Annotated in this window: 19 protein-coding genes; 10 read left to right on the top strand and 9 right to left on the bottom strand. The window is 71.1% G+C overall.

From position 1 onward, the window contains the following. Nucleotides 1-52 precede the first annotated feature (52 nt). Together IBX62_05180 and IBX62_05175 are read left to right on the top strand one after the other, a co-directional pair. The gene (locus tag IBX62_05180; protein MBE0476473.1) at nt 53-619 is read left to right on the top strand and encodes a methyltransferase domain-containing protein; all 567 of its coding nucleotides are present in this window, start codon (nt 53-55) and stop codon (nt 617-619) included. A gap of 57 nt (nt 620-676) precedes the next feature. Then, entirely contained in the window at nt 677-1,492 is an 816-nt protein-coding gene (locus IBX62_05175) for an ion transporter (GenBank protein MBE0476472.1), read from the top strand. Between the two features lie 2 nt (nt 1,493-1,494). On the opposite strand, the gene IBX62_05170 is transcribed toward IBX62_05175, so the two are convergent. After that, nucleotides 1,495-2,823, bottom strand: a complete 1,329-nt coding sequence (locus IBX62_05170; protein MBE0476471.1) for an MFS transporter — start codon at nt 2,821-2,823, stop codon at nt 1,495-1,497. A gap of 209 nt (nt 2,824-3,032) precedes the next feature. On the opposite strand from IBX62_05170, the gene IBX62_05165 reads away from it, so the two are divergent. After that, nucleotides 3,033-3,272, top strand: coding sequence for a DUF378 domain-containing protein (locus IBX62_05165; GenBank protein ID MBE0476470.1), 240 nt, complete (start codon nt 3,033-3,035; stop codon nt 3,270-3,272). Nucleotides 3,273-3,325: 53 nt separating this feature from the next. Here IBX62_05165 and IBX62_05160 read toward each other — a convergent pair whose 3' ends face one another. From IBX62_05160 to IBX62_05150, 3 genes are read right to left on the bottom strand one after another with little or no spacing between them, the layout of a single operon-like run. Next, on the bottom strand, nt 3,326-3,754 hold the full coding sequence (locus tag IBX62_05160; GenBank protein ID MBE0476469.1) for a TrkA family potassium uptake protein: 429 nt from the start codon (nt 3,752-3,754) through the stop codon (nt 3,326-3,328). Between the two features lie 14 nt (nt 3,755-3,768). Then, nucleotides 3,769-4,416 carry a TrkA family potassium uptake protein gene (locus IBX62_05155; protein ID MBE0476468.1) on the bottom strand — a complete coding sequence of 216 codons (648 nt, stop codon included), beginning with the start codon at nt 4,414-4,416 and terminating at the stop codon, nt 3,769-3,771. Continuing rightward, nucleotides 4,413-7,190, bottom strand: coding sequence for a cation-transporting P-type ATPase (locus IBX62_05150; protein MBE0476467.1), 2,778 nt, complete (start codon nt 7,188-7,190; stop codon nt 4,413-4,415). The genes IBX62_05155 and IBX62_05150 overlap by 4 nt, the downstream gene beginning before the upstream one ends. A gap of 212 nt (nt 7,191-7,402) precedes the next feature. Between IBX62_05150 and IBX62_05145 the strand changes: the two genes are divergently transcribed. The 4 genes from IBX62_05145 (at nt 7,403) to metW (ending at nt 11,730) form a co-directional block, all read left to right on the top strand. Continuing rightward, nucleotides 7,403-8,245 (top strand): Hsp20/alpha crystallin family protein, encoded by an 843-nt coding sequence (locus IBX62_05145; GenBank protein MBE0476466.1) that lies wholly within the window; start codon nt 7,403-7,405, stop codon nt 8,243-8,245. A gap of 362 nt (nt 8,246-8,607) precedes the next feature. Continuing rightward, complete coding sequence (locus tag IBX62_05140; protein ID MBE0476465.1) at nt 8,608-9,912, top strand: O-acetylhomoserine aminocarboxypropyltransferase/cysteine synthase; 1,305 nt, start codon at nt 8,608-8,610, stop codon at nt 9,910-9,912. A gap of 4 nt (nt 9,913-9,916) precedes the next feature. Continuing rightward, nucleotides 9,917-11,119 (top strand): homoserine O-acetyltransferase, encoded by a 1,203-nt coding sequence (locus tag IBX62_05135; GenBank protein MBE0476464.1) that lies wholly within the window; start codon nt 9,917-9,919, stop codon nt 11,117-11,119. Next, nucleotides 11,116-11,730: a methionine biosynthesis protein MetW gene (gene metW / locus IBX62_05130; protein MBE0476463.1), complete on the top strand. Its 615-nt coding sequence runs from the start codon at nt 11,116-11,118 to the stop codon at nt 11,728-11,730. The genes IBX62_05135 and metW overlap by 4 nt, the downstream gene beginning before the upstream one ends. Before the next feature lie 90 nt (nt 11,731-11,820). On the opposite strand, the gene IBX62_05125 is transcribed toward metW, so the two are convergent. After that, a complete protein-coding gene (locus IBX62_05125; protein ID MBE0476462.1) occupies nt 11,821-12,144 on the bottom strand; it encodes a hypothetical protein in 324 nt (107 codons plus the stop codon). Between the two features lie 153 nt (nt 12,145-12,297). On the opposite strand from IBX62_05125, the gene IBX62_05120 reads away from it, so the two are divergent. Next, on the top strand, nt 12,298-13,194 hold the full coding sequence (locus tag IBX62_05120; protein MBE0476461.1) for an NAD(P)-dependent oxidoreductase: 897 nt from the start codon (nt 12,298-12,300) through the stop codon (nt 13,192-13,194). Nucleotides 13,195-13,224: 30 nt separating this feature from the next. Here the strand turns inward: IBX62_05120 and IBX62_05115 are convergent, their stop codons facing one another. Further along, nucleotides 13,225-14,430: a trypsin-like peptidase domain-containing protein gene (locus IBX62_05115; protein MBE0476460.1), complete on the bottom strand. Its 1,206-nt coding sequence runs from the start codon at nt 14,428-14,430 to the stop codon at nt 13,225-13,227. Between the two features lie 204 nt (nt 14,431-14,634). On the opposite strand from IBX62_05115, the gene IBX62_05110 reads away from it, so the two are divergent. Continuing rightward, nucleotides 14,635-15,438, top strand: a complete 804-nt coding sequence (locus IBX62_05110; protein MBE0476459.1) for a hypothetical protein — start codon at nt 14,635-14,637, stop codon at nt 15,436-15,438. Between the two features lie 88 nt (nt 15,439-15,526). On the opposite strand, the gene IBX62_05105 is transcribed toward IBX62_05110, so the two are convergent. Then, the gene (locus IBX62_05105; protein MBE0476458.1) at nt 15,527-15,883 is read right to left on the bottom strand and encodes a hypothetical protein; all 357 of its coding nucleotides are present in this window, start codon (nt 15,881-15,883) and stop codon (nt 15,527-15,529) included. Between the two features lie 183 nt (nt 15,884-16,066). On the opposite strand from IBX62_05105, the gene IBX62_05100 reads away from it, so the two are divergent. Further along, nucleotides 16,067-16,204 (top strand): hypothetical protein, encoded by a 138-nt coding sequence (locus IBX62_05100; protein ID MBE0476457.1) that lies wholly within the window; start codon nt 16,067-16,069, stop codon nt 16,202-16,204. A 25-nt stretch (nt 16,205-16,229) separates the two neighbouring features. Here the strand turns inward: IBX62_05100 and IBX62_05095 are convergent, their stop codons facing one another. Together IBX62_05095 and IBX62_05090 are read right to left on the bottom strand one after the other, a co-directional pair. Next, nucleotides 16,230-16,859 (bottom strand): hypothetical protein, encoded by a 630-nt coding sequence (locus tag IBX62_05095; GenBank protein MBE0476456.1) that lies wholly within the window; start codon nt 16,857-16,859, stop codon nt 16,230-16,232. A 471-nt stretch (nt 16,860-17,330) separates the two neighbouring features. Next, nucleotides 17,331-17,616 (bottom strand): hypothetical protein (locus IBX62_05090; protein MBE0476455.1); only part of this gene is annotated, 286 nt, incomplete at its 5' end.

Below are 17,616 nucleotides of genomic sequence, written 5' to 3'. Positions count from 1 at the left end.
GGCCCGACGGCAGGAAGCCTACATCACGGGGCGTTTCGGGTAGAAGCGGGGCATGGAGTTCGACATCGCCAGGATCGCCAAGCTCGACGACCCTTTGCGCTTCGAGACGCTCGTGCCCGAGGTGATGTGGGCGGCGCTCAGGCCGACCGACCCCGAGACGCTGGTGGAGATCGGCGCGGGCACCGGCATGTTCGCCGCGCGGTTCGCATCGATGGCGCCCGGCGTCACCGTCTACGCCGTCGACACAAGCCCCGAGATGCTGGCCTGGATGCGGGAGAAGCGGCCCGAGGTCGCCTCGGGCCGTGTCGTCCCCGTGCTGTCCGAGGAGGCTCGCGTGCCCCTGCCCGACGCCGTCGCGGACGGCGTGTACATGATCAACCTCCACCACGAGCTGTCCGATCCCGAGGCCGTATACGGCGAGGCGTTCCGGCTCGCCAAGGCCGGAGGCCGGGTGCTTGCGGTGGATTGGCTGCCGGTCGAGACGCCGAAAGGCCCTCCGCTCTCGGTGCGGATCGAGCCCGAGGATCTCGCCTCGGCGCTGCGGCGCGCGGGCTTCGCCGACGCTCTCCCGGTCCCCGGTCTCGACTGGCACGGGATGGCAGCGGGTACCAAGCCGTAGCGTTCCTTTCCGCCAGGGCCCGGGCGCCCGGGCGGCAGCCGGAGGGGCGGCGAGGCCATGGAGCGGCTCAAGCGCCGCGCGTACGACATCCTCGAGGTGGCGGCGGTGGACGACCGCGTCAGCAGCGCGGTCGACTCGGTGATCCTCGCCCTCATCCTCGCGAGCACCGCCGCGGTGGTCTTCGAGACCGTCCCGGGGCTGCTCGACCCGTACCGGCCCCTGCTCACCGCGTTCGAGTACCTGACCATCGGGGCGTTCTCCGTCGAGTACCTCCTGCGGCTGTGGTCGGTGTCGGTGGACCCGCGCTACGCCAGGCCGTTCGTCGGCAGGGTCAGGTGGGCCCTGACGCCCATGGCGCTGGTGGACATGTTCGCGGTGCTGCCGTTCTACGTCCCGCTCGTAGGCGTCGACCTGCGCTTCCTGAGGGTGCTGCGCGTCTTCCGGTTCGTGCGGGTGTTCAAGGTGGGGCGCTACTCCGAGTCGCTTCGCGCGATGTCCGCCGTGATGCGGGACAAGAAGGCCGATCTGCTCTCGGCGCTGGCGATCCTGCTGTCGCTGCTGCTCGTGGCCGCCAGCCTCATGTACTATGCCGAGCGCGATGCCCAGCCTGAGAGGTACACGAGCATCCCGATGGCGGTCTGGTGGGTGATCGTGCAACTGTCGGGCAACGCCGACGTCCTGCCGACGACGTTCGCCGGTCGCGTCCTGGGAGCGCTGACCTCCGTCCTCGGGGTCGGACTCTTCGCGTTGCCCGCGGGTATCCTGGCCTCGGGTTTCTCCGCACAGCTGAGCCGAGAGGAGCGCGAGCGCGCCGAGGGGGCCCGTGGAGGGGCGGCGGTCGGCGAGGACGCCGGGGAGGGCATGCCGCCGTAGCGCTAGGGCGCGGCGTCCGGCGCCGGCCGTGGCCGCTCGTCGGCCAGCAGCGAGGGACGCAGCACCAGCAGCGCGCCGACGAGCGCCAGCACCGCGGCGCCGATGGCGATGGCGTCCTCCGGGCCGATCGCCCGCGCGATGGCGCCGAAGACGAGCGCGCCGAAGGGCATGATACCCATGAAGGCGAGCACGAACAGCGAGAGCACGCGCCCGCGCAGGCGCGGAGGCACCGACGCCTGCAGCGACGTGTTCACGCTGGAGGTCGCCGTCATGAACGCGGCTCCGATGCCGACGAGCACCAGCATCGCGAGCCAGAAGGCCCGCGACGCGGCCAGTCCGAGCAGCAGCAGCCCCATCGCCAGCACCGCGAAGCGCACGAGGCGCCCCCGGTCGACGTCGTGCGGCAGGCCCGCGACCACCAGCGCTCCCGCGAGGGCGCCGAACCCGTTCGAGGCCAGCAGCACGGAGTAGCCCGCGCTCCCCGCGCCGAGCACCTTGTCGGCGAAGGCGGGCAGCAGCGCGGCGAAGGGCATGCCGAACAGCGTGATCGCCGCGGTGGTCAGCAACAGCACGGCGACCCCGGGGTGCTCGCGCGCGTATCCGATCCCGCCGGCGAGCTCCCGCAGACGCGACTCCCCGTCCTCGGCGACGTGGCGCTCCTGAGCCGGCCTGATGACCGCGAGCGCCCATATGACGACGAGGAAGGTGGCGGCGTTCACGTAGAAGACCTCCGCCACGCCGAAGCGGGCGAAGATGAGCGCCCCTATCATGGGGCCGACCAGGCGGGCGCCGTTGAACTGCGCCGAGTTCAGCGCTATGGCGTTCAGCAGCAGGCGCTTCGGCACGAGGTCGGGCACGGTGGCCTGCCACGCCGGGAACATGAAGGCCGTCATCGTGCCGCCGAACAGCGTGAGCGCGTACACGGCCGGCATGGTGACGTGTCCGGTGCTCGTGAGCACCCCGAGGACGATCGCCTGCCCCATCATGGCGAGCTGCAGCCAGATGAGCAGCCTGCGGCGGTCGAAACGGTCGGCCGCCGCCCCTGCGTAGAGGATGAACAGCAGGACCGGGACGCCCTGCACGAAGTTGACCGCGCCCAGCGCCAGCTCGGAGCCGGTGAGCTCGTAGACGAGCCAGCCCAGCGCGACGATCTGCATCCAGGATCCGGCGTTCGAGACCAGGGCTCCCGACCAGAAGTGGCGGAAGTCGCGGTGGCGGAAGGAGTCGAAGGTCCTGCCGCGTGCGATGCCCGCCGGGGGCCCCTCGGTATCGGCTTCATACACCGCGACGTCGTCGTCGCGGTCTCGCACGCTCTCGTCGAACTCGGCCACGCCGCAGCCTCCTCGCATCCGCAACCGTCATCCGATACCCGCCCCGGGCTCCACGCCCACGCCCGAGGCGCGGGTGCCCATTATGCCGGAAGAGCGGAGCGCATGAGGCAGCCGCCGACGAGCGGCCTGCATCGACTGCTACCTCCGGAGGCATAGGGGGTATCTACGTATCGTCTGCCGCCAGCGATCTGACGGGGGAGGTGCCGAAGATGCGTAAGCTGAACGTGATGGACTGGATCGCCCTGGCGATCCTCGTCATCGGCGGCTTGAACTGGGGTCTCGTCGGCCTGTTCCAGTTCGACCTGGTCGCCGCGATATTCGGGGGTCAGGAAGCGATCCTGTCCAGGATCGTCTATGTGCTCGTCGGACTCTCGGCGATCTACGTGGCGATCGACGCCTTCACCTTCGAGAAGGCGCCGGCCACTCGTACGGGCACGGCAGCCCGCTAGCGGGTCCGGCAGGCGGTACGAGGGGCGCGGGGAGAGACCTCCCCGCGCCCTGCTCACGCATCCGACCGCGACGCGAGCTCCGCGAGCCGGTCGGCGAGGAGGTCGGCCGCCAGGTGGGTCCCGGACACCGCCACGTCCACGCCGAAGCGCTCGTCGAAGAGCCACTGGTTCCGCACGTCGTTCACGCGCCCGGCGGTCATCGGCACACCGTACTCCCGCCGTGCGAGCAGACACGCCACGAGGTTGTCCTCGTCGTCGCCGGTCAGCGCGAGCACGGCCGATGCGCGCGAGACGTGCCCCCGCTCGAGGATCACGGGCTCGTCGCCGTCGCCGGCTATGACGGTGGCGCCCTCGAGCCTGGCGCGCAGATCGTCGGCGCGCTCCTCGTCCTTCTCGATCACGACCACCTCGTGGCCCTCCGCGAGCGCGGAGCCCGCCACCGTGGCGCCCAGCTTGCCGCCTCCCACCACCAGCACGAACATCGCCGCATCCTCCCTCAGGGCCTGAGCATCTGCTCGAGCCGGTCCAGAGTCGGCCCCGCTGTCACGCAGTGCACGATGTCGTGCTCCTCGAACGGCGTTCCCGGCAGCGGAACGAAGGAGCGTCCCGCGCGTACGATCGCCGCGACCACGACCTGCCCGGGCACGGTCAGGTCGTCCACCGTGCGCCCGACGAGCCGCGGCGGGACCTCGACGCTCACGAGGCGCACCTCTCCGTCGCCGAACGAGGCGTCGGTGGTCAGGCCCGGATGGAGGAGCACGGAGAGCACCTCGTTGACCGACCACGCCACCGACGAGACCGCCGGTATCCCCAGGCGGCGGTATATCTCGGCGCGGCGCGGGTCGTATATGCGCGAGACGACGCGCGGGACGCGGAAGACCTGCTTGGCGACGATCGCCGAGACGATGTTGCTGTTGTCCCCGCTCGTCACCGCGACGTATGCGTCGGCATGGGCGACCCCGGCCGACTCGAGCGTCTCGCGGTCGAAGACCTTGCCCACGTGACGCGTGCCCGCGAAGCCGGCGGCCAGCAGGGCCAGCGAGTCAGGGTCCTGGTCGACCACGGCCACCTCGTGGCCGTGGAGCGACAGGTGGGCGGCCAGCAGCGAGCCGACGCGCCCGCACCCTCCGATGATGACTCTCACGTCGCCTTCGCCTCCTCGGACGGGGGTTGCCCCGCGCTCATGTCATTCCCCGACATCGTCGCACGTCCCGCTGACGAGTGCGGACGCGGACCCCGGCGCAGGACGGCCTTGCGCAGCTCGTCGGCGAGAAGCAGCGTCGGCCAGAGTGCGGCCGGCACCAGCCAGTCCGTCGCTCTCAGCGGCGCCGTACGGAAGACCGCCTGCAGCGGCGGCAGGTACACGATGCCGAGGATCAGCGCGACTTCCGTGGCGATGCCCGCCAGCAGCAGGCGGTTCGAGAAGAAGCCGACCTCGACGATGCTGCGCCGTGTGGTCCGCTGCGCGAACGCGTTGCCTATCTGGGTCGAGACGACCGCCGCGAGTGTCATCGTGGTGGCCGAGAGGTACACCACCCCGCTCGCCGCGAGCGCCTCCCCGGGCCGCCACCCCCGGCTGTAGTAGAGGTAGAAGTAGGCCACCATGGTCGCGGCGGTCTGGAGCGGTCCGAGGAAGAAGTATGCGCGCGACAGCACGCGGGAGTCGAGCAGACGCTCGCGCGCCGGTCTGGGAGGCCGCTCCATGACGCCGGGCTCGGGCGCCTCGACGCCCAACGCGAGGGCGGGGACGATGTCGGTCCCCAGGTCGATGGCGAGGATCTGCAGCACGGTCAGCGGCAGCGGGATGCGGAAGAGCACGAAGAGGATGAACGGCACGATCTCGGGCACATTGCTCGTGAAGATGTAGGTCACGAAGCGCCGGATGTTGTCGTAGACCGCCCGCCCCTCCTCCACCGCGTACACGATCGAGGCGAAGTTGTCGTCGGCAAGCACCATCTTCGCGGCCTCGCGCGCCACGTCGGTGCCCGCGACCCCCATCGCTATGCCGATGTCGGCGGCTTTCAGCGCCGGCGCGTCGTTCACTCCGTCGCCGGTCATCGCGACCACGTGACCCATCTTCTTGAGAGCCTGCGCGATCCGCATCTTGTGCTCCGGCGCCACGCGCGCGAAGAGCACCTCGCCCGCCCGAAGAGCCGCCACCAGCTCCTCCTCGGGCATCGAAGCGAGCTCGGACCCGATGACGATCCGCAGCCTCTCGCTGGTGACGATGCCGATCCGGCGGGCGATCGACTCGGCGGTCAGCCCGTAGTCGCCGGTTATCATGATGATCCGGATCCCCGCGCTGTGAGCGCGGCGGACGGTCTCGGCCACCTCTGCCCGAGGAGGGTCCATCATCCCCGCGAGGCCGAGGAAGGTCAGGTCGCGCTCCACCTCCGCCGCTTCGTAGCGCCGCCGGTCGGGCACCTCTCGCCGCGCCATCGCCAACACGCGGAGCCCCCCGCGGGCCATCTCGTCGTTGGCGGCCAGCGCCTCGGCGCGCGCGCGTTCGTCCAACGGGCGCTCGCCCGAGTCCGTGAGGACGCGCGAACACAGTCCGAGGACCTCGGCGGGCGCGCCCTTCACGTACGCGATGCGGCGGCCGTCCTCGGCGTGGACCGTGCTCATGCGTTTGCGCACGGCGTCGAAGGGGAGCTCCGAGGCGCGCGGCGCGCTCTCGAGCGCGGCGTCGGGATCGAAGCCGGCCTTGCGTGCCATCACCAGCAGCGCGCCTTCCGTGGGGTCGCCGACCACCCGCCAGGCCGGATGGGCGTCGTCGGGAGGCACCAGCCGCGAGTCGTTGCAGAACGATGCCGCGCGCGCCAGCGGCTCCAGCGTCGGGAGCGAGGGGCGGACCGGCCCCGTGGGCTCGTAACCCACGCCGTGTACCTCGACGCGCCCCTCAGCGGTCCAGACCTGGCGTACGGTCATCTCGTTCGCCGTCAGGGTCCCCGTCTTGTCCGTGCAGATCACCGTGGTCGACCCCAGTGTCTCCACTGCGGCGAGCTGCTTGACGAGGGCGTTGCGTCCCGCCATGCGCTGGACGCCCATCGCCAGCGACAGCGTGACGGTGGGCAGGAGACCCTCGGGCACGTTGGCGACGATGATGCCGACCGCGAACAGGAACCCCTCGATGAGCGTGAGGCCGGCCACGAAGTAGCCCAGCACGAAGAAGACGACGCCGAGGGAGACCGCCAGCAGCGCGACGAGCCTTGTGATGCGCTCCATCTGCTTCTGGAGCGGCGAGAGCTCCTCTTCGACGGAGCGCGTCAGGCGGGCGATCCTGCCGAACTCGGTGTCCATCCCGGTCGCGAAGACGACGGCTCGCCCTCGGCCATAGACGACCGACGTGCCGGCGAAGACGAGGCTGGCGACCTCGGTGGGAGCGGAAGGCTCGGCCGGCACGGGGGTGGCGACGCGCCTGGCCGGCGCGGACTCGCCGTTCAGCGTCGCTTGGTTGACGCGCAGGTCGTACTCCTCGATCAGCCGAGCGTCAGCCGGGACGTTGTCGCCCTCCTCGAGGAGGAGCACGTCGCCCGGGACCACCTCGCGCGCGAGCAGCTCGACGCGCGCGCCGTCGCGCAAGACGCCGGCGCGCGCGGGGATGAGCTCCTTGAGCGCCTCGGTGGCCCGCTCGGCGCGGTACTCCTGCCAGAACGAGAAGACCGCGTTGACGACGATGACGGCGGCGATCGCGTAGGCGAGCTCAGGCAACCCGCCGATCACGGCGAGCGCCGCCCCGACCCATAGCAGGATCGCGAAGAGGTGGTAGAAGTTCGCGAGGAAGCGCAGCGCGAGCGGAGTGCCCTTCACCGCCGCGATCTCGTTGGGGCCGTAGCGCTGAAGACGTGCCGCGGCCTCGTCGGAGGACAGCCCCGTGCGCGACGTCACCAGAGAGGAGAGCAGATGCTCCTCGGTCATCGCCTGGTACGACGGCCTCTCCACGCGAGCAGCCGGCGCTATGTCCTCCCGTGACGCCAATGGCCCCCCTCGCGACGTCCGTCCGCATCATCCACCCGCCTGCCGCGTCAGTCTTCCCGGATAGCGGCCGCGCCGAGCGCGGCCGGGACCTGCTGGGTATATGGACCTGCGCCGGACGAGGCCGCCCGGGCCCTCAACGGGAAGGACCACCCATGGCCACCCAGAACACGATGCCCCTCGCCGAGCTCGTCGCGCTCCAACGCGACGTAGAGCGCCTGCTCGCGCGCTTCGGCGCTCCCACGCGTCGCCTGCCGGGCGAGTGGAAGCCTCCGATGGACGTCTACGTCGACGCGGGCGAGGTCGTCATCCGGCTGGAGGCGCCGGGCATGCGCCTGGAGGAGCTGCAGGTCACCGTGACCGGCGGCGTCGTGACGCTGCGGGGCGGGGTGGAGCGGGACCGGTACGCGCCTCCCGAGCGCTACGCGGTCCGGGAGTCGGCGTGGGGCGAGTTCGAGCGGCGGGTGTCGCTCCCCGAAGGGGTCGACCCCTCGAAGGTGCGGGCCGCCTACCGTGACGGCGTGCTCGAAGTGCGGCTGCCCGACGAGTCCGCACGCCGGGCTCGTCGCGTGCCGGTCGTCGCGGCCGGGCGTTCGGAGCGGCCCGCGGCCCGCCCCGGTTCCGCGGCAACTGCCGGGCCCGACCAGCGGCCCAGGCCGCACCTCTTCCACGGCTCGGCGGAGGCCGCGGACAACCCGGACCTCGGAGGCCCGGCGACGGGGCCGCACGGCACGGGCGACGAGCACCTGCCGGGCGAGCCGGAGGCGCACTTGCAGCCGCCGGGCGAGGAGTTGCGCTACGCTCCCCGCCATCTGCCCTCGCAGGAGGAGTGGCTCGGGCGCACGAGCTCGGGCGAGGAGTCCCTAGAGAAGGCCGCCGAGGAGCAGGCGGAGGCGGGCGTGCCGCCGGCCGCCCCGAAGGCGACGCGGGGCCGGGCGGAGACGCCGGCAGGCGGCGAGGTCGAGGGTCGGCGTCGCTGGCGCCTGTTCCGGCGGTAGGACGGCGGGCGGCCGCTGCCGCGGTCGCCCCCGTGAGGCCGCCCGCCCCGTCTGCCGCCGCCAGGAGGCGGCTCGACGCCCGAAACGCACCCGGCACGTGCGTTGTACTTCCCGCTGATGTTGGTATCCTCTGGAACCACGCGTCGCCTTCCGCGGCGCCGGCAGTCAGATCGGTCGAGATGCCGAGAGGAGGACGGTCGAGCGAGATGTCACACGCAGCTCTCGTGATGATGCGCGGCATGATGACCCAGCCCGGGTCCATCGGCGCGCGCGCCGGATCCGGGCGGCTCTAGCAGCCCCCGCCGGTCCCGACGACGCCGGTCGGGGCGTTCGTCGGCACACACGAGACTCGAGGAGACATCATGAGCGAGACCGGGCCCTTCGGCTTCGACACCCTGGCCGTGCACGGCGGCCAGTCCCCCGACCCCACCACCGGTTCGCGCGCCGTCCCGATCTACCAGACGGTCGCGTACAACTTCCGCGACGCCGACCACGCCGCCGACCTCTTCGGTCTGCGCGAGTTCGGCAACATCTACTCTCGCATCATGAACCCCACGAACGACGTGCTCGAACAGCGCCTCGCCGCCCTCGAGGGCGGCACCGCAGCGCTGGCGACGGCGTCCGGGCACTCGGCCGAGGTGATCTCGCTGCTGAACGTCGCGGGCTGCGGCGACAGCATCGTGAGCTCGACGAGTCTGTACGGCGGCACGTGGAACATCTTCCTGCACACGCTGCGCAGGCTCGGCATCGAGGTCCGTTTCGTGGAGACGACCGACACCGAGGGTTTCTCGGCCGCCACCGACGGCACCACGCGAGCCTGGTTCGTCGAGACCATCGGCAACCCGCGTCTCGACGTGCCCGACATCGCGGGGCTCGCCCGGGCCGGCCGCTCTCTCGGCGTCCCGCTGTTCGTGGACAACACGTTCGCGACCCCCTACCTGTGCCGCCCGGCCGAGCACGGCGCCGCGGTCGTCATCCACTCGCTGACCAAGTGGATCGGCGGTCACGGCACGTCCGTCGGCGGTGCGCTCGTCGACGGCGGCAACTTCGACTGGGGCGCCAGCGGCCGGCACGCCGGCTTCACCGAGCCCGATCCGAGCTACCACGGCTTGCGCTATGCCGAGACCTTCGGCGACTTCCCCGGGCTGGGCAACATCGCGTTCGCGATCAAGGCCCGCGTGCAACTCCAGCGCGACCTCGGAGCCGCCCTCTCGCCGTTCAACTCCCAGCAGTTCCTGCTCGGGCTCGAGACCCTCTCGCTGAGGGTCCAGCGCCATTCCGACAACGCGCTCGCCGTGGCCCGCTACCTCGAGTCGCACCCCGGAGTCGACTGGGTGGCCTACCCCGGCCTGGGGTCGCACCCCACCAAGGACAACGCGGACCGGTACCTGCGCAACGGCCACGGCGGTATCGTCGTCTTCGGCGTGAAGGGCGGGCGCGAAGCCGGGCGCGCGCTCATCGACAAGGTCACGCTCTTCAGCCACCTGGCCAATGTGGGCGACGCCAAGTCGCTCATCATCCACCCGGCCTCCACCACGCACTCGCAGCTCTCGGCCGAGGAACTGGCGCGTGCCGGCATCGGCGAGGACTTCGTGCGCCTGTCGGTGGGCATCGAGACCGCCGAGGACATCCTCGCCGACCTCGAGCAGGCGCTGGAGGGGGTGTAGCGCGATGTCGGCCGTCAACGCCGCTCCGCCGGCCTTCACCGCCGTGGCGCACGCCGCGGGCACGCTCCGCCTCGCCGAGCCCCTCACGCTCCTCGGCGGGCGTGTCCTGCCCGGCGCGGAGGTCGCCTACGAGACCTTCGGCACCCTCTCGCCCGACGGCGGGAACGCGGTGCTCATCTGCCATGCTCTCTCCGGGGACGCGCACGTCAGCGCCGTGCCCGGCGCCGCGGACCCCCGGTTCGCCCGCGCAGGGTGGTGGGACGCGATGGTCGGGCCGGGCAAGGGGATCGACACGGACCGCTACTTCGTCGTGTGCAGCAACGTGCTCGGCGGCTGTTCCGGCACCACCGGCCCGGCTTCACCCGACCCCGAGACGGGGCACCCCTACGGACTCCGCTTCCCGCTGGTCACAGTGGAGGATATGGTCGACGTCCAGGCGCGCCTGCTCGACGCGCTCGGTGTGCGCCGCCTGCTCGCCGTCATCGGCGGGTCGATGGGCGGCATGCAGGCGCTCGCCTGGGCGAAGCGCTACCCCGAACGCGTCGGTTCGGTCATCGCGGATGCGACCACCTGGCGCCTCTCCGCTCAGGCGATCGCGTTCAACGAGGTGGGCCGCAGCGCCATCCTGGAAGACCCGGCCTTCGCGGGCGGCGACTACTACGGCCGAGGCAGGCAGCCCGACCCCGGGCTGGCGATCGCGCGGATGGTTGGTCACATCACGTACCTCTCCGACGAGTCGATGCGGGAGAAGTTCGGACGCAGGCTGCGCGAACGCAGCGAGTACGCCTTCGGCTTCGTGCACGAGTTCGAGGTGGAGACGTACCTGGCCTACCAGGGCAAGCGCTTCGTCGAGCGCTTCGACGCGAACACGTACCTCTACATGACCAAGGCGATGGACTACTTCGACTGGTGCGGGGAGTCGCCGACGCTGGCCGAGGCCCTCCGCCCCGTCACGGCGCGCTTCCTCGTGCTGTCGTTCTCGTCCGACTGGCTGTTCCCCACCTACCAGGCGCGCGAGATCGTCGGCGCGCTCCTGGCCAACGGAGCCGAGGTCTCCTTCGCCGAGGTCCCGAGCCCGTACGGCCACGACGCCTTCCTGCTGGAGGAGGAGGCGCAGACCGGGCTGATCGGCCCGTTCCTGCACGTCGGTCGCGAACAGGGGCTCGGCCTCGTACCCGCGGCGACCGCCGAAGGAGGTGCCCGATGACCGCAGCGGAGCGACTCCGCCGGGACCTCGCACTGGTAGCCGGGATCGTCCCTCCCGGCGCCCGCGTGCTGGACCTGGGTTGCGGCGACGGTGCCCTGCTGGAGGCCGTGCGAGAGACGCGCGGCGCGGTCGTGCGCGGCGTGGAGCTCGACCTGGCCGGCGTGGGCGCGTGCGTCGCGCGCGGCGTGAGCGTGGTGCAGGCCGACATCGACGCGGGGCTCGCCGGCTTCCCGGACGGTGCGTTCGATCTCGTGGTGCTCTCCCAGACGCTGCAGGTCGTGCGCAACCCCGCGCTCGTGCTGCGCGAGATGCTGCGGGTGGGGGAGCGGGGCATCATCTCGTTCCCCAACTTCGGGAACTGGCGGGTCCGGGGGTACCTCGGCCTGCGCGGGAGGATGCCCGTCTCGTCCTCACTGCCCTACGAGTGGTACGAGACGCCCAACATCCATCTGACGACGGTGAAGGACTTCCGGGTGTTCTGCGCCCGCAACGGGGTGCGCATCGAGCGCGAGATACCCCTGGCCGAGGATGCCGGTCTTCCCGGCGCGCTCGTGCGCATCGCGCCGAACCTGCTCGCCGAGACCTCGATCGCGGTGGTCGCACGGGCCTGAGCGCTTCCGCACGCGCCCTGTGCCTCCGCCAGACCTGCCGCGTGACCCCCGCGGCGCGGGGTCCGACCTCCGGCGCGGCACCCGAGGGGCTCAAGGCTCGACGTGCTCGCGTTCTCCGGCGTAGCCCGTATAGGGGTCCCCGCCCTCGTCCACCGTGTCGACGTGCGAGCAGTGCTGGCGGGCCAGCGCGAAGGCCTCGGCAGGGTCGGTCGTGAAGTCGATGCCGTCGTTGTCGAGCTGGCGCAGGTCCGCGGCGAGGTGGTACACGCTGCTCTGGTCGAGCGAATCGTCGTCCACGCCGGACTCCTCGAGCCACTGCACCAGGCCGGACCAGTCCCTCCACCCGCCCCGTCCGTAGGCCGCGCGCAGGTCCTCCACGCTGTAGTCGTCGAACCCCGCTCTCAGCGTCGACATCGCGGCCACCTCCGCCCGAGCACGTCCCTCGCCCCTTCGGATACCCTTAGCCCACCCGCGAGAAACGCCGGCACCGCGGACCTCGGCCCGCGTCGCACCGCCTTAGGGCGGGTATCTCCTGACACGCGGGCCGTGCGGGGCGAGGAGGACGGCATGAAGGTCGGCTACATCGGTCTCGGGAACATGGGCAGGGCGCAGGTGATGCGGCTGATCTCCCAGGGCGTGCCGCTGACGGTCTGGAACCGCACCGCCGAGCGCGCGCAGGGGATCCCGGCCGAGGCCGCCGAGACGCCCGCGCAGGTGATGGCCTCTTGCGACGTCGTGTTCCTGTGCCTGTTCGACAGCGACGCGGTGCGCGACGTCGCCGCGGGTCCCGACGGGCTCTTCGCGGCTCCTCGGCGGGAGGCGAAGGTGGTCGTGGACTGCACGACCAACTCCTACGACGACGCTGTCGCCTTCCACGACCTGTTCGCCCAGGAGGGTCTCGCCTACCTCGAGTCTCCCGTGCTGGGCAGTGTCGTGCCCGCGTCTCAGGGCGCCCTGGTAGCCCTCGTGAGCGGGGAGGAGCCCCCGCTCGTGAAGGCCGAGCCGTACCTGCGGCTGATCGCGCGAGAGGTCCTGTACATGCCGCCGCCGGGCTCCGCGACGGCCGCCAAGCTCGCCTCGAACGTGGTCATCGGCGTGACGATGGCCGGCATGGTCGAGGCCGTCGCGCTCGGCGAGGCGGCCGGCATCCCGCGGGACCGGGTGCTGGACGTCCTGGAGTTCGGCCCGGCGGCCCCGCTGGTCGCGGCGAAGCGCGAGATGCTGCTGACGCGCGATTTCTCGCCGCACTACAGCGCCTCTGCCGCCCACAAGGACCTGATCCACGCGGGGCTGCTCGCCCGTACGCTCGAGGTCCCGATCGAGGTCGCCGATGTCGCCCGCTACCTGTACGCCGAAGCGATCGACCGAGGACGCGGCCAGGAGGACTACAGCGTCACCTTCGAGGTCGTGGGCGGGACAGCGGACCCGTTCGCGCACGAGGAGTCGGAGGCCGAGCCGACCTGAGCCCCCCTGCAGATCGATGCCCGCCGAGCCTCAGGGGTGACCCGGCGGGAGACCCGGGATGTCCTCGGGCGGGGTCTGCGGGGTCGCGTCGCCGCTGTCTTCCTGACGGGACTCGGAGGTGCGTCCGGCGAGCGTCACCCGCACGGTCTCCGACTCGCCGTCGCGGACGAACTCGACCTCGACCTGCTCACCCACCTCGCGGCCGCGGATCGCGGCGAACAGGTCCTCGGCGTTGTCGACGTCGTCGTCACCGACGCGCACTATCACGTCGCCGTCCTGGATGCCGGCCTCCGCCGCGGGAGAGCCGGGCTCGACCGCCCCCACGACCGCACCGCTCTCGACGCCGAGCTGCTCCTCGGCGCCGGGCGGGATCGAGGACACCTCCACGCCCATGAACGCGTGCTCGGCACGCCCCGTCTCGATCAGCTGCTCGGCGACACCCATCGCGAAGTCCATCGGGATCGCGAAGCCTATGCCCGCGCTCTGTCCGGTCGGGGACTCGATCAAGGTGTTGATGCCGACGACGCGTCCGTCGAGGTCGGCCAGCGCTCCGCCGGAGTTGCCCGGGTTGATCGCCGCGTCGGTCTGGATGAGGTTCGTGTAGGCGGTGATCTCCTCCTGGGAAGGTTGAAGCGTGGTGCGGCCGAGCGCGGAGACCACGCCGGCGGTGACGGTCTTGTCCAAGCCGAAGGGGCTGCCCACCGCTATCACCCACTGCCCCACCACCAGGTCGCCGGTCTCGCCGACCTGCGCGGGGTCCAGACCCTCGCGGTCGACCTTGATCACAGCGAGGTCGGTTGCGGCGTCGCGCCCGACGACGCTCGCGCTGACCTCCTCATCGCCGATGAGGACCACGATCTCGTCCGATCCCGCGATGACGTGGTTGTTCGTGATGATGTGGCCGTCAGGGCGTATGATCACGCCGCTCCCCGTGCCGACCTCGATCTCCGCTCTGCCTTCCCCGTGCGGGTTCTCCATGGCTTGACGCGTCGCCACGTTCACCACCGAGGGCAGGACGGCCTCCGCAGCCCCGGCGACGCTCCCCTCTCCGCTATCCGGGAGAGGCGCGCCGGGTGTCCCCTCGGCCGGGCGGGTGGCCTCTCGCCCCGGCGTGGTCTCCAAGGAGCGGTCGCCGCCGCCGTCGACCCCCAAGTCCTCGCAACCGGGAAGGCCGGTCAGCGCGAGCACGAGCGCGAGCGCAAGCACGACGCGCGATGCGATCCTGTCGGTCCTCACGTCATCCACCTCCGAAGATCCTGTGAGCCTTCAGCCGGTCGTCACGGCCGCGGCCGGCGTGAACATTCCCCCCGGAGAGCGTTTAGCAACCGCATGGTGCGTCGCGTTCGTTGGTACCGCGTCGCATGAGGGTAGATAGCGGCGTACGGCAGGGAGGACGACAGCCGAGGCCTTTGCTCGGCTATGGAGGCGAGGTGTTGCGAGATGCTGCAGCAGATCATAGGAGCGGTCGGAGACGCCATAGGGGCGGTGATCGCGTTCATCCCCTTGGCGCTGGCCTTCTTGGCCATACTGATCATCGGCTACTTCGTGGCGAAAGCGCTCCAGAAGCTGACTGACGCGGTGCTCGAGAGGGTCGGGTTCGACCGGCTGGTCGAGCGCGGCGGCGTCAAGCAGGTCCTCTCACGCTCCAAGTACGACGCGTCGAGCCTGCTCGCAAGCGCCGTGTACTGGGTCGTGATGCTGTTCGTGCTGCAACTGGCGTTCGGGATATTCGGTCCCAACCCCGTGAGCACGCTGATCAACGACCTCATCGGCTACCTGCCCAACGTGTTCGCCGCCGCGTTGATCGTGGTGATAGGCGCGGCGATCGCGGCAGCGGTGCGCGAGCTCGTGCTTGCCGCGACCGGCACTCTGACGTACGGACGCATCCTCGCGAACGTGACGGCGGGCGCCGTCCTGGTGGTCGCGGGCTTCGCTGCCGTGACGCAGCTGGGGATCGCACCTCTCATCGTGGCCGGCCTGTTCTACGCGATACTCGCGGCGTTCGTCGGTATCCTGATCGTGGCGATCGGGGGTGCGGGCATCGAGCCGCTTCGCGGTTACTGGTCGCGGGCCCTCAATCGCGTCGAGATGGAGGCTCCCAAGATCCGCGAGGGGTCGCGCGGCACCGGCGAGCGCGTGAAGGAGCGAGCCGAGGAGGGGCGTCGCGAGGTGCCCGTCGAGCGGGGTGCCGAGGCGCCGCAGGGCGGCCGTCAGCCGGTAGGACGGAAGGGTCCGCAGGGCTGACGCCGACACGGATCCTGAACGCAGGCCGAGGGCCGCGGGGGTCGCCCCGGGCCCTCGGCTCGCGCCGGGTCCCGCCCGAGGACCCGGCTCACTTCAGCTTGTGGGGCTCCCTCGTCTCGTAGTGCCCCCGCGGGAACGGCGGCTGGAGGGCGTACGGCATCACGCGCCGGCGAGCACCGTCCCACCCGCCGCGCCGGCGGCCCCTCGCGAGACGGTACGCCTCGCCGGGCTGCTTCGTGAACGGGACTCCCTCGGCGTAGAGCCGCTCCAGGTCGACCATCATGCGCTGCGCGAAAGACGGCTTGATGTCCGGGTCGTGGCCGCCGTGCGCATGGAGGTAGCGGATCGGACCGACCCAGTCGTCCCAATCGCCGCGCTCGTGCAGAAGCAGGCGCATGTCGGATTCGCGGTACTCCGCGGCGTTCCCGCCGTTGACCCGGGGCACCTCGCTCACCTCCCGCCAAAGGACGTACGAGCCAGTCGGACCGTGCCTAGGGATACCCTCGGGGACGCCGCGCTTAACGCGTTCAGACCCGCGATCGCGGCGCAGGCCGCACCTGATTCTTCCTCGCCGGATGGACCGGTGCTTGCTCCCGGCCCGGGCGGACGGCGTGAGGAGATGGTGGAGATGGTCAGCCGAGAACCATGTCCGAAGTGCAAGGGGAACCGGTGGGTGAAGGTCCTGCTCGCCAAAGGCGGCGGTGACTTCCGCAAGTGCCCCGAGTGCAGCGGGACGGGCTACAAGGTACGCATCACCGCACACTGACCGTGCCGTCGCGGGGCGGCGACCGCTAGTCGAACGTACCGAGCGTCGCGCCCATGCCGTGCCCGACGATCGCGGAGTTGAGCTGGTCCACCAACCGGCGGCGGGTGAACTCGCCGGGCGGGAGCAGGTCGAACAGCGCGAGGACCTCCGCGGGCAGGCTCATCGCTTCAGCCTGCTGCAGGATGCGGTACCGCGAGACGGCCCGCTGGTCCTGGAAGAGGTGGTCGAGCATCCGCTCAACCACCGTGTGCGTGTCCTCGTCGTGGAACATAGGGCGTAGTATCCCCCGACGCGGACCCACGCCGCCATCTCGCTCTCGGACACGACCGGCCCTGGGCGGCAGGGAGCGCGCGCGTTCGTAGCACTCGAGCACCAGCGAGCGAAGGGCGTCGGGGTCCTGACACACGTGGTGTGGCACCGGGACGAAACCCGAAAGCTCGCGTCCGGGCAACGGCCGCGGACGGTTCTCATCGCACGTCTCCTCGTCCTCGGGCAGCAGGACTCGGATCCCGTCCCGGCGGACGAGGGCGAAGACGTGCCCGTTCACCGTGTATGCCGGCCCTCCGGGAACCACACGCCGCTCGCATCCCGCGTCGGCGAGCGCCTCGTCGAGCAGGGCGGTCAGGCCCCGCGTCGTCGTCCCCCAGTCGGCCACCGGGCACCTCCGCGCCTTCTTCGTCCCCCTGGAGAGTATCGGCGCAGGCGACGCGCGAGCCGGTAATACGCGTCACATCGGCGTCGCCGTTCCTCATGCCTCCGCTCGCGGAAGAGCCGTTCGCCGAACCGTGCTTCCGATTCGGCTTAAACGGGATTAACATGCACCTGAAGGGATGAGCCGGGAGGGGCCGGGTTCGCTGATCGACACGAGCTGCGAGGTGAGCGCGGGGTGCAAGCGCGACGGGCTCGGCCCGGCTCGCGCTGCTGCTCGCCGTGCAGCGAAGGCGAGCGCGCCGAGGAGCGGCACATCCCCATCATGGTAGGCTGACCGCCGCCCGCGTCACGCTCACAGCCCCCCAGGCCCGGCAGGTGGGTGGCGGAATGCCGAGGGGCCGTCCCACGCGGGGCGGCCCCTTTCTCACGTACCGGGCCGCGTCCGGCGGCTGCGACCGGTCTTCGCAGCCCCCTCTCAGGCCAGCACCTGCCCGCAGGCTTCCTCCTCCACCGGGGGCAGCGTCTGTTCGAAGGATCCCACCACGAGCGTCCACACGCGCTCGAAATCGTCGTACACCGACGCCGGCAGCGGGAACAGTCCCAGCGAGTCGCGTTGAGGGGTGGCGCCGCCGCCGGAGGCGGCCTCGGTGCGCAACTCGTCCTCCTCGGCCCTGCGCAACCGAAGGTAGAGCCTGTTGCCGCGCGCCGCGGCGAAGGGTTTGCCGTTCGCGTAGTAGGCGGTACCGCCGACGGTGAGCTCC

Source organism: Coriobacteriia bacterium (assembly GCA_014859305.1).
Taxonomy (GTDB): domain Bacteria; phylum Actinomycetota; class Coriobacteriia; order Anaerosomatales; family Kmv31; genus Kmv31.
The sequence above is the reverse complement of the archived record's forward strand: the minus strand, read 5'-3'. Positions and strand labels throughout refer to the sequence as shown.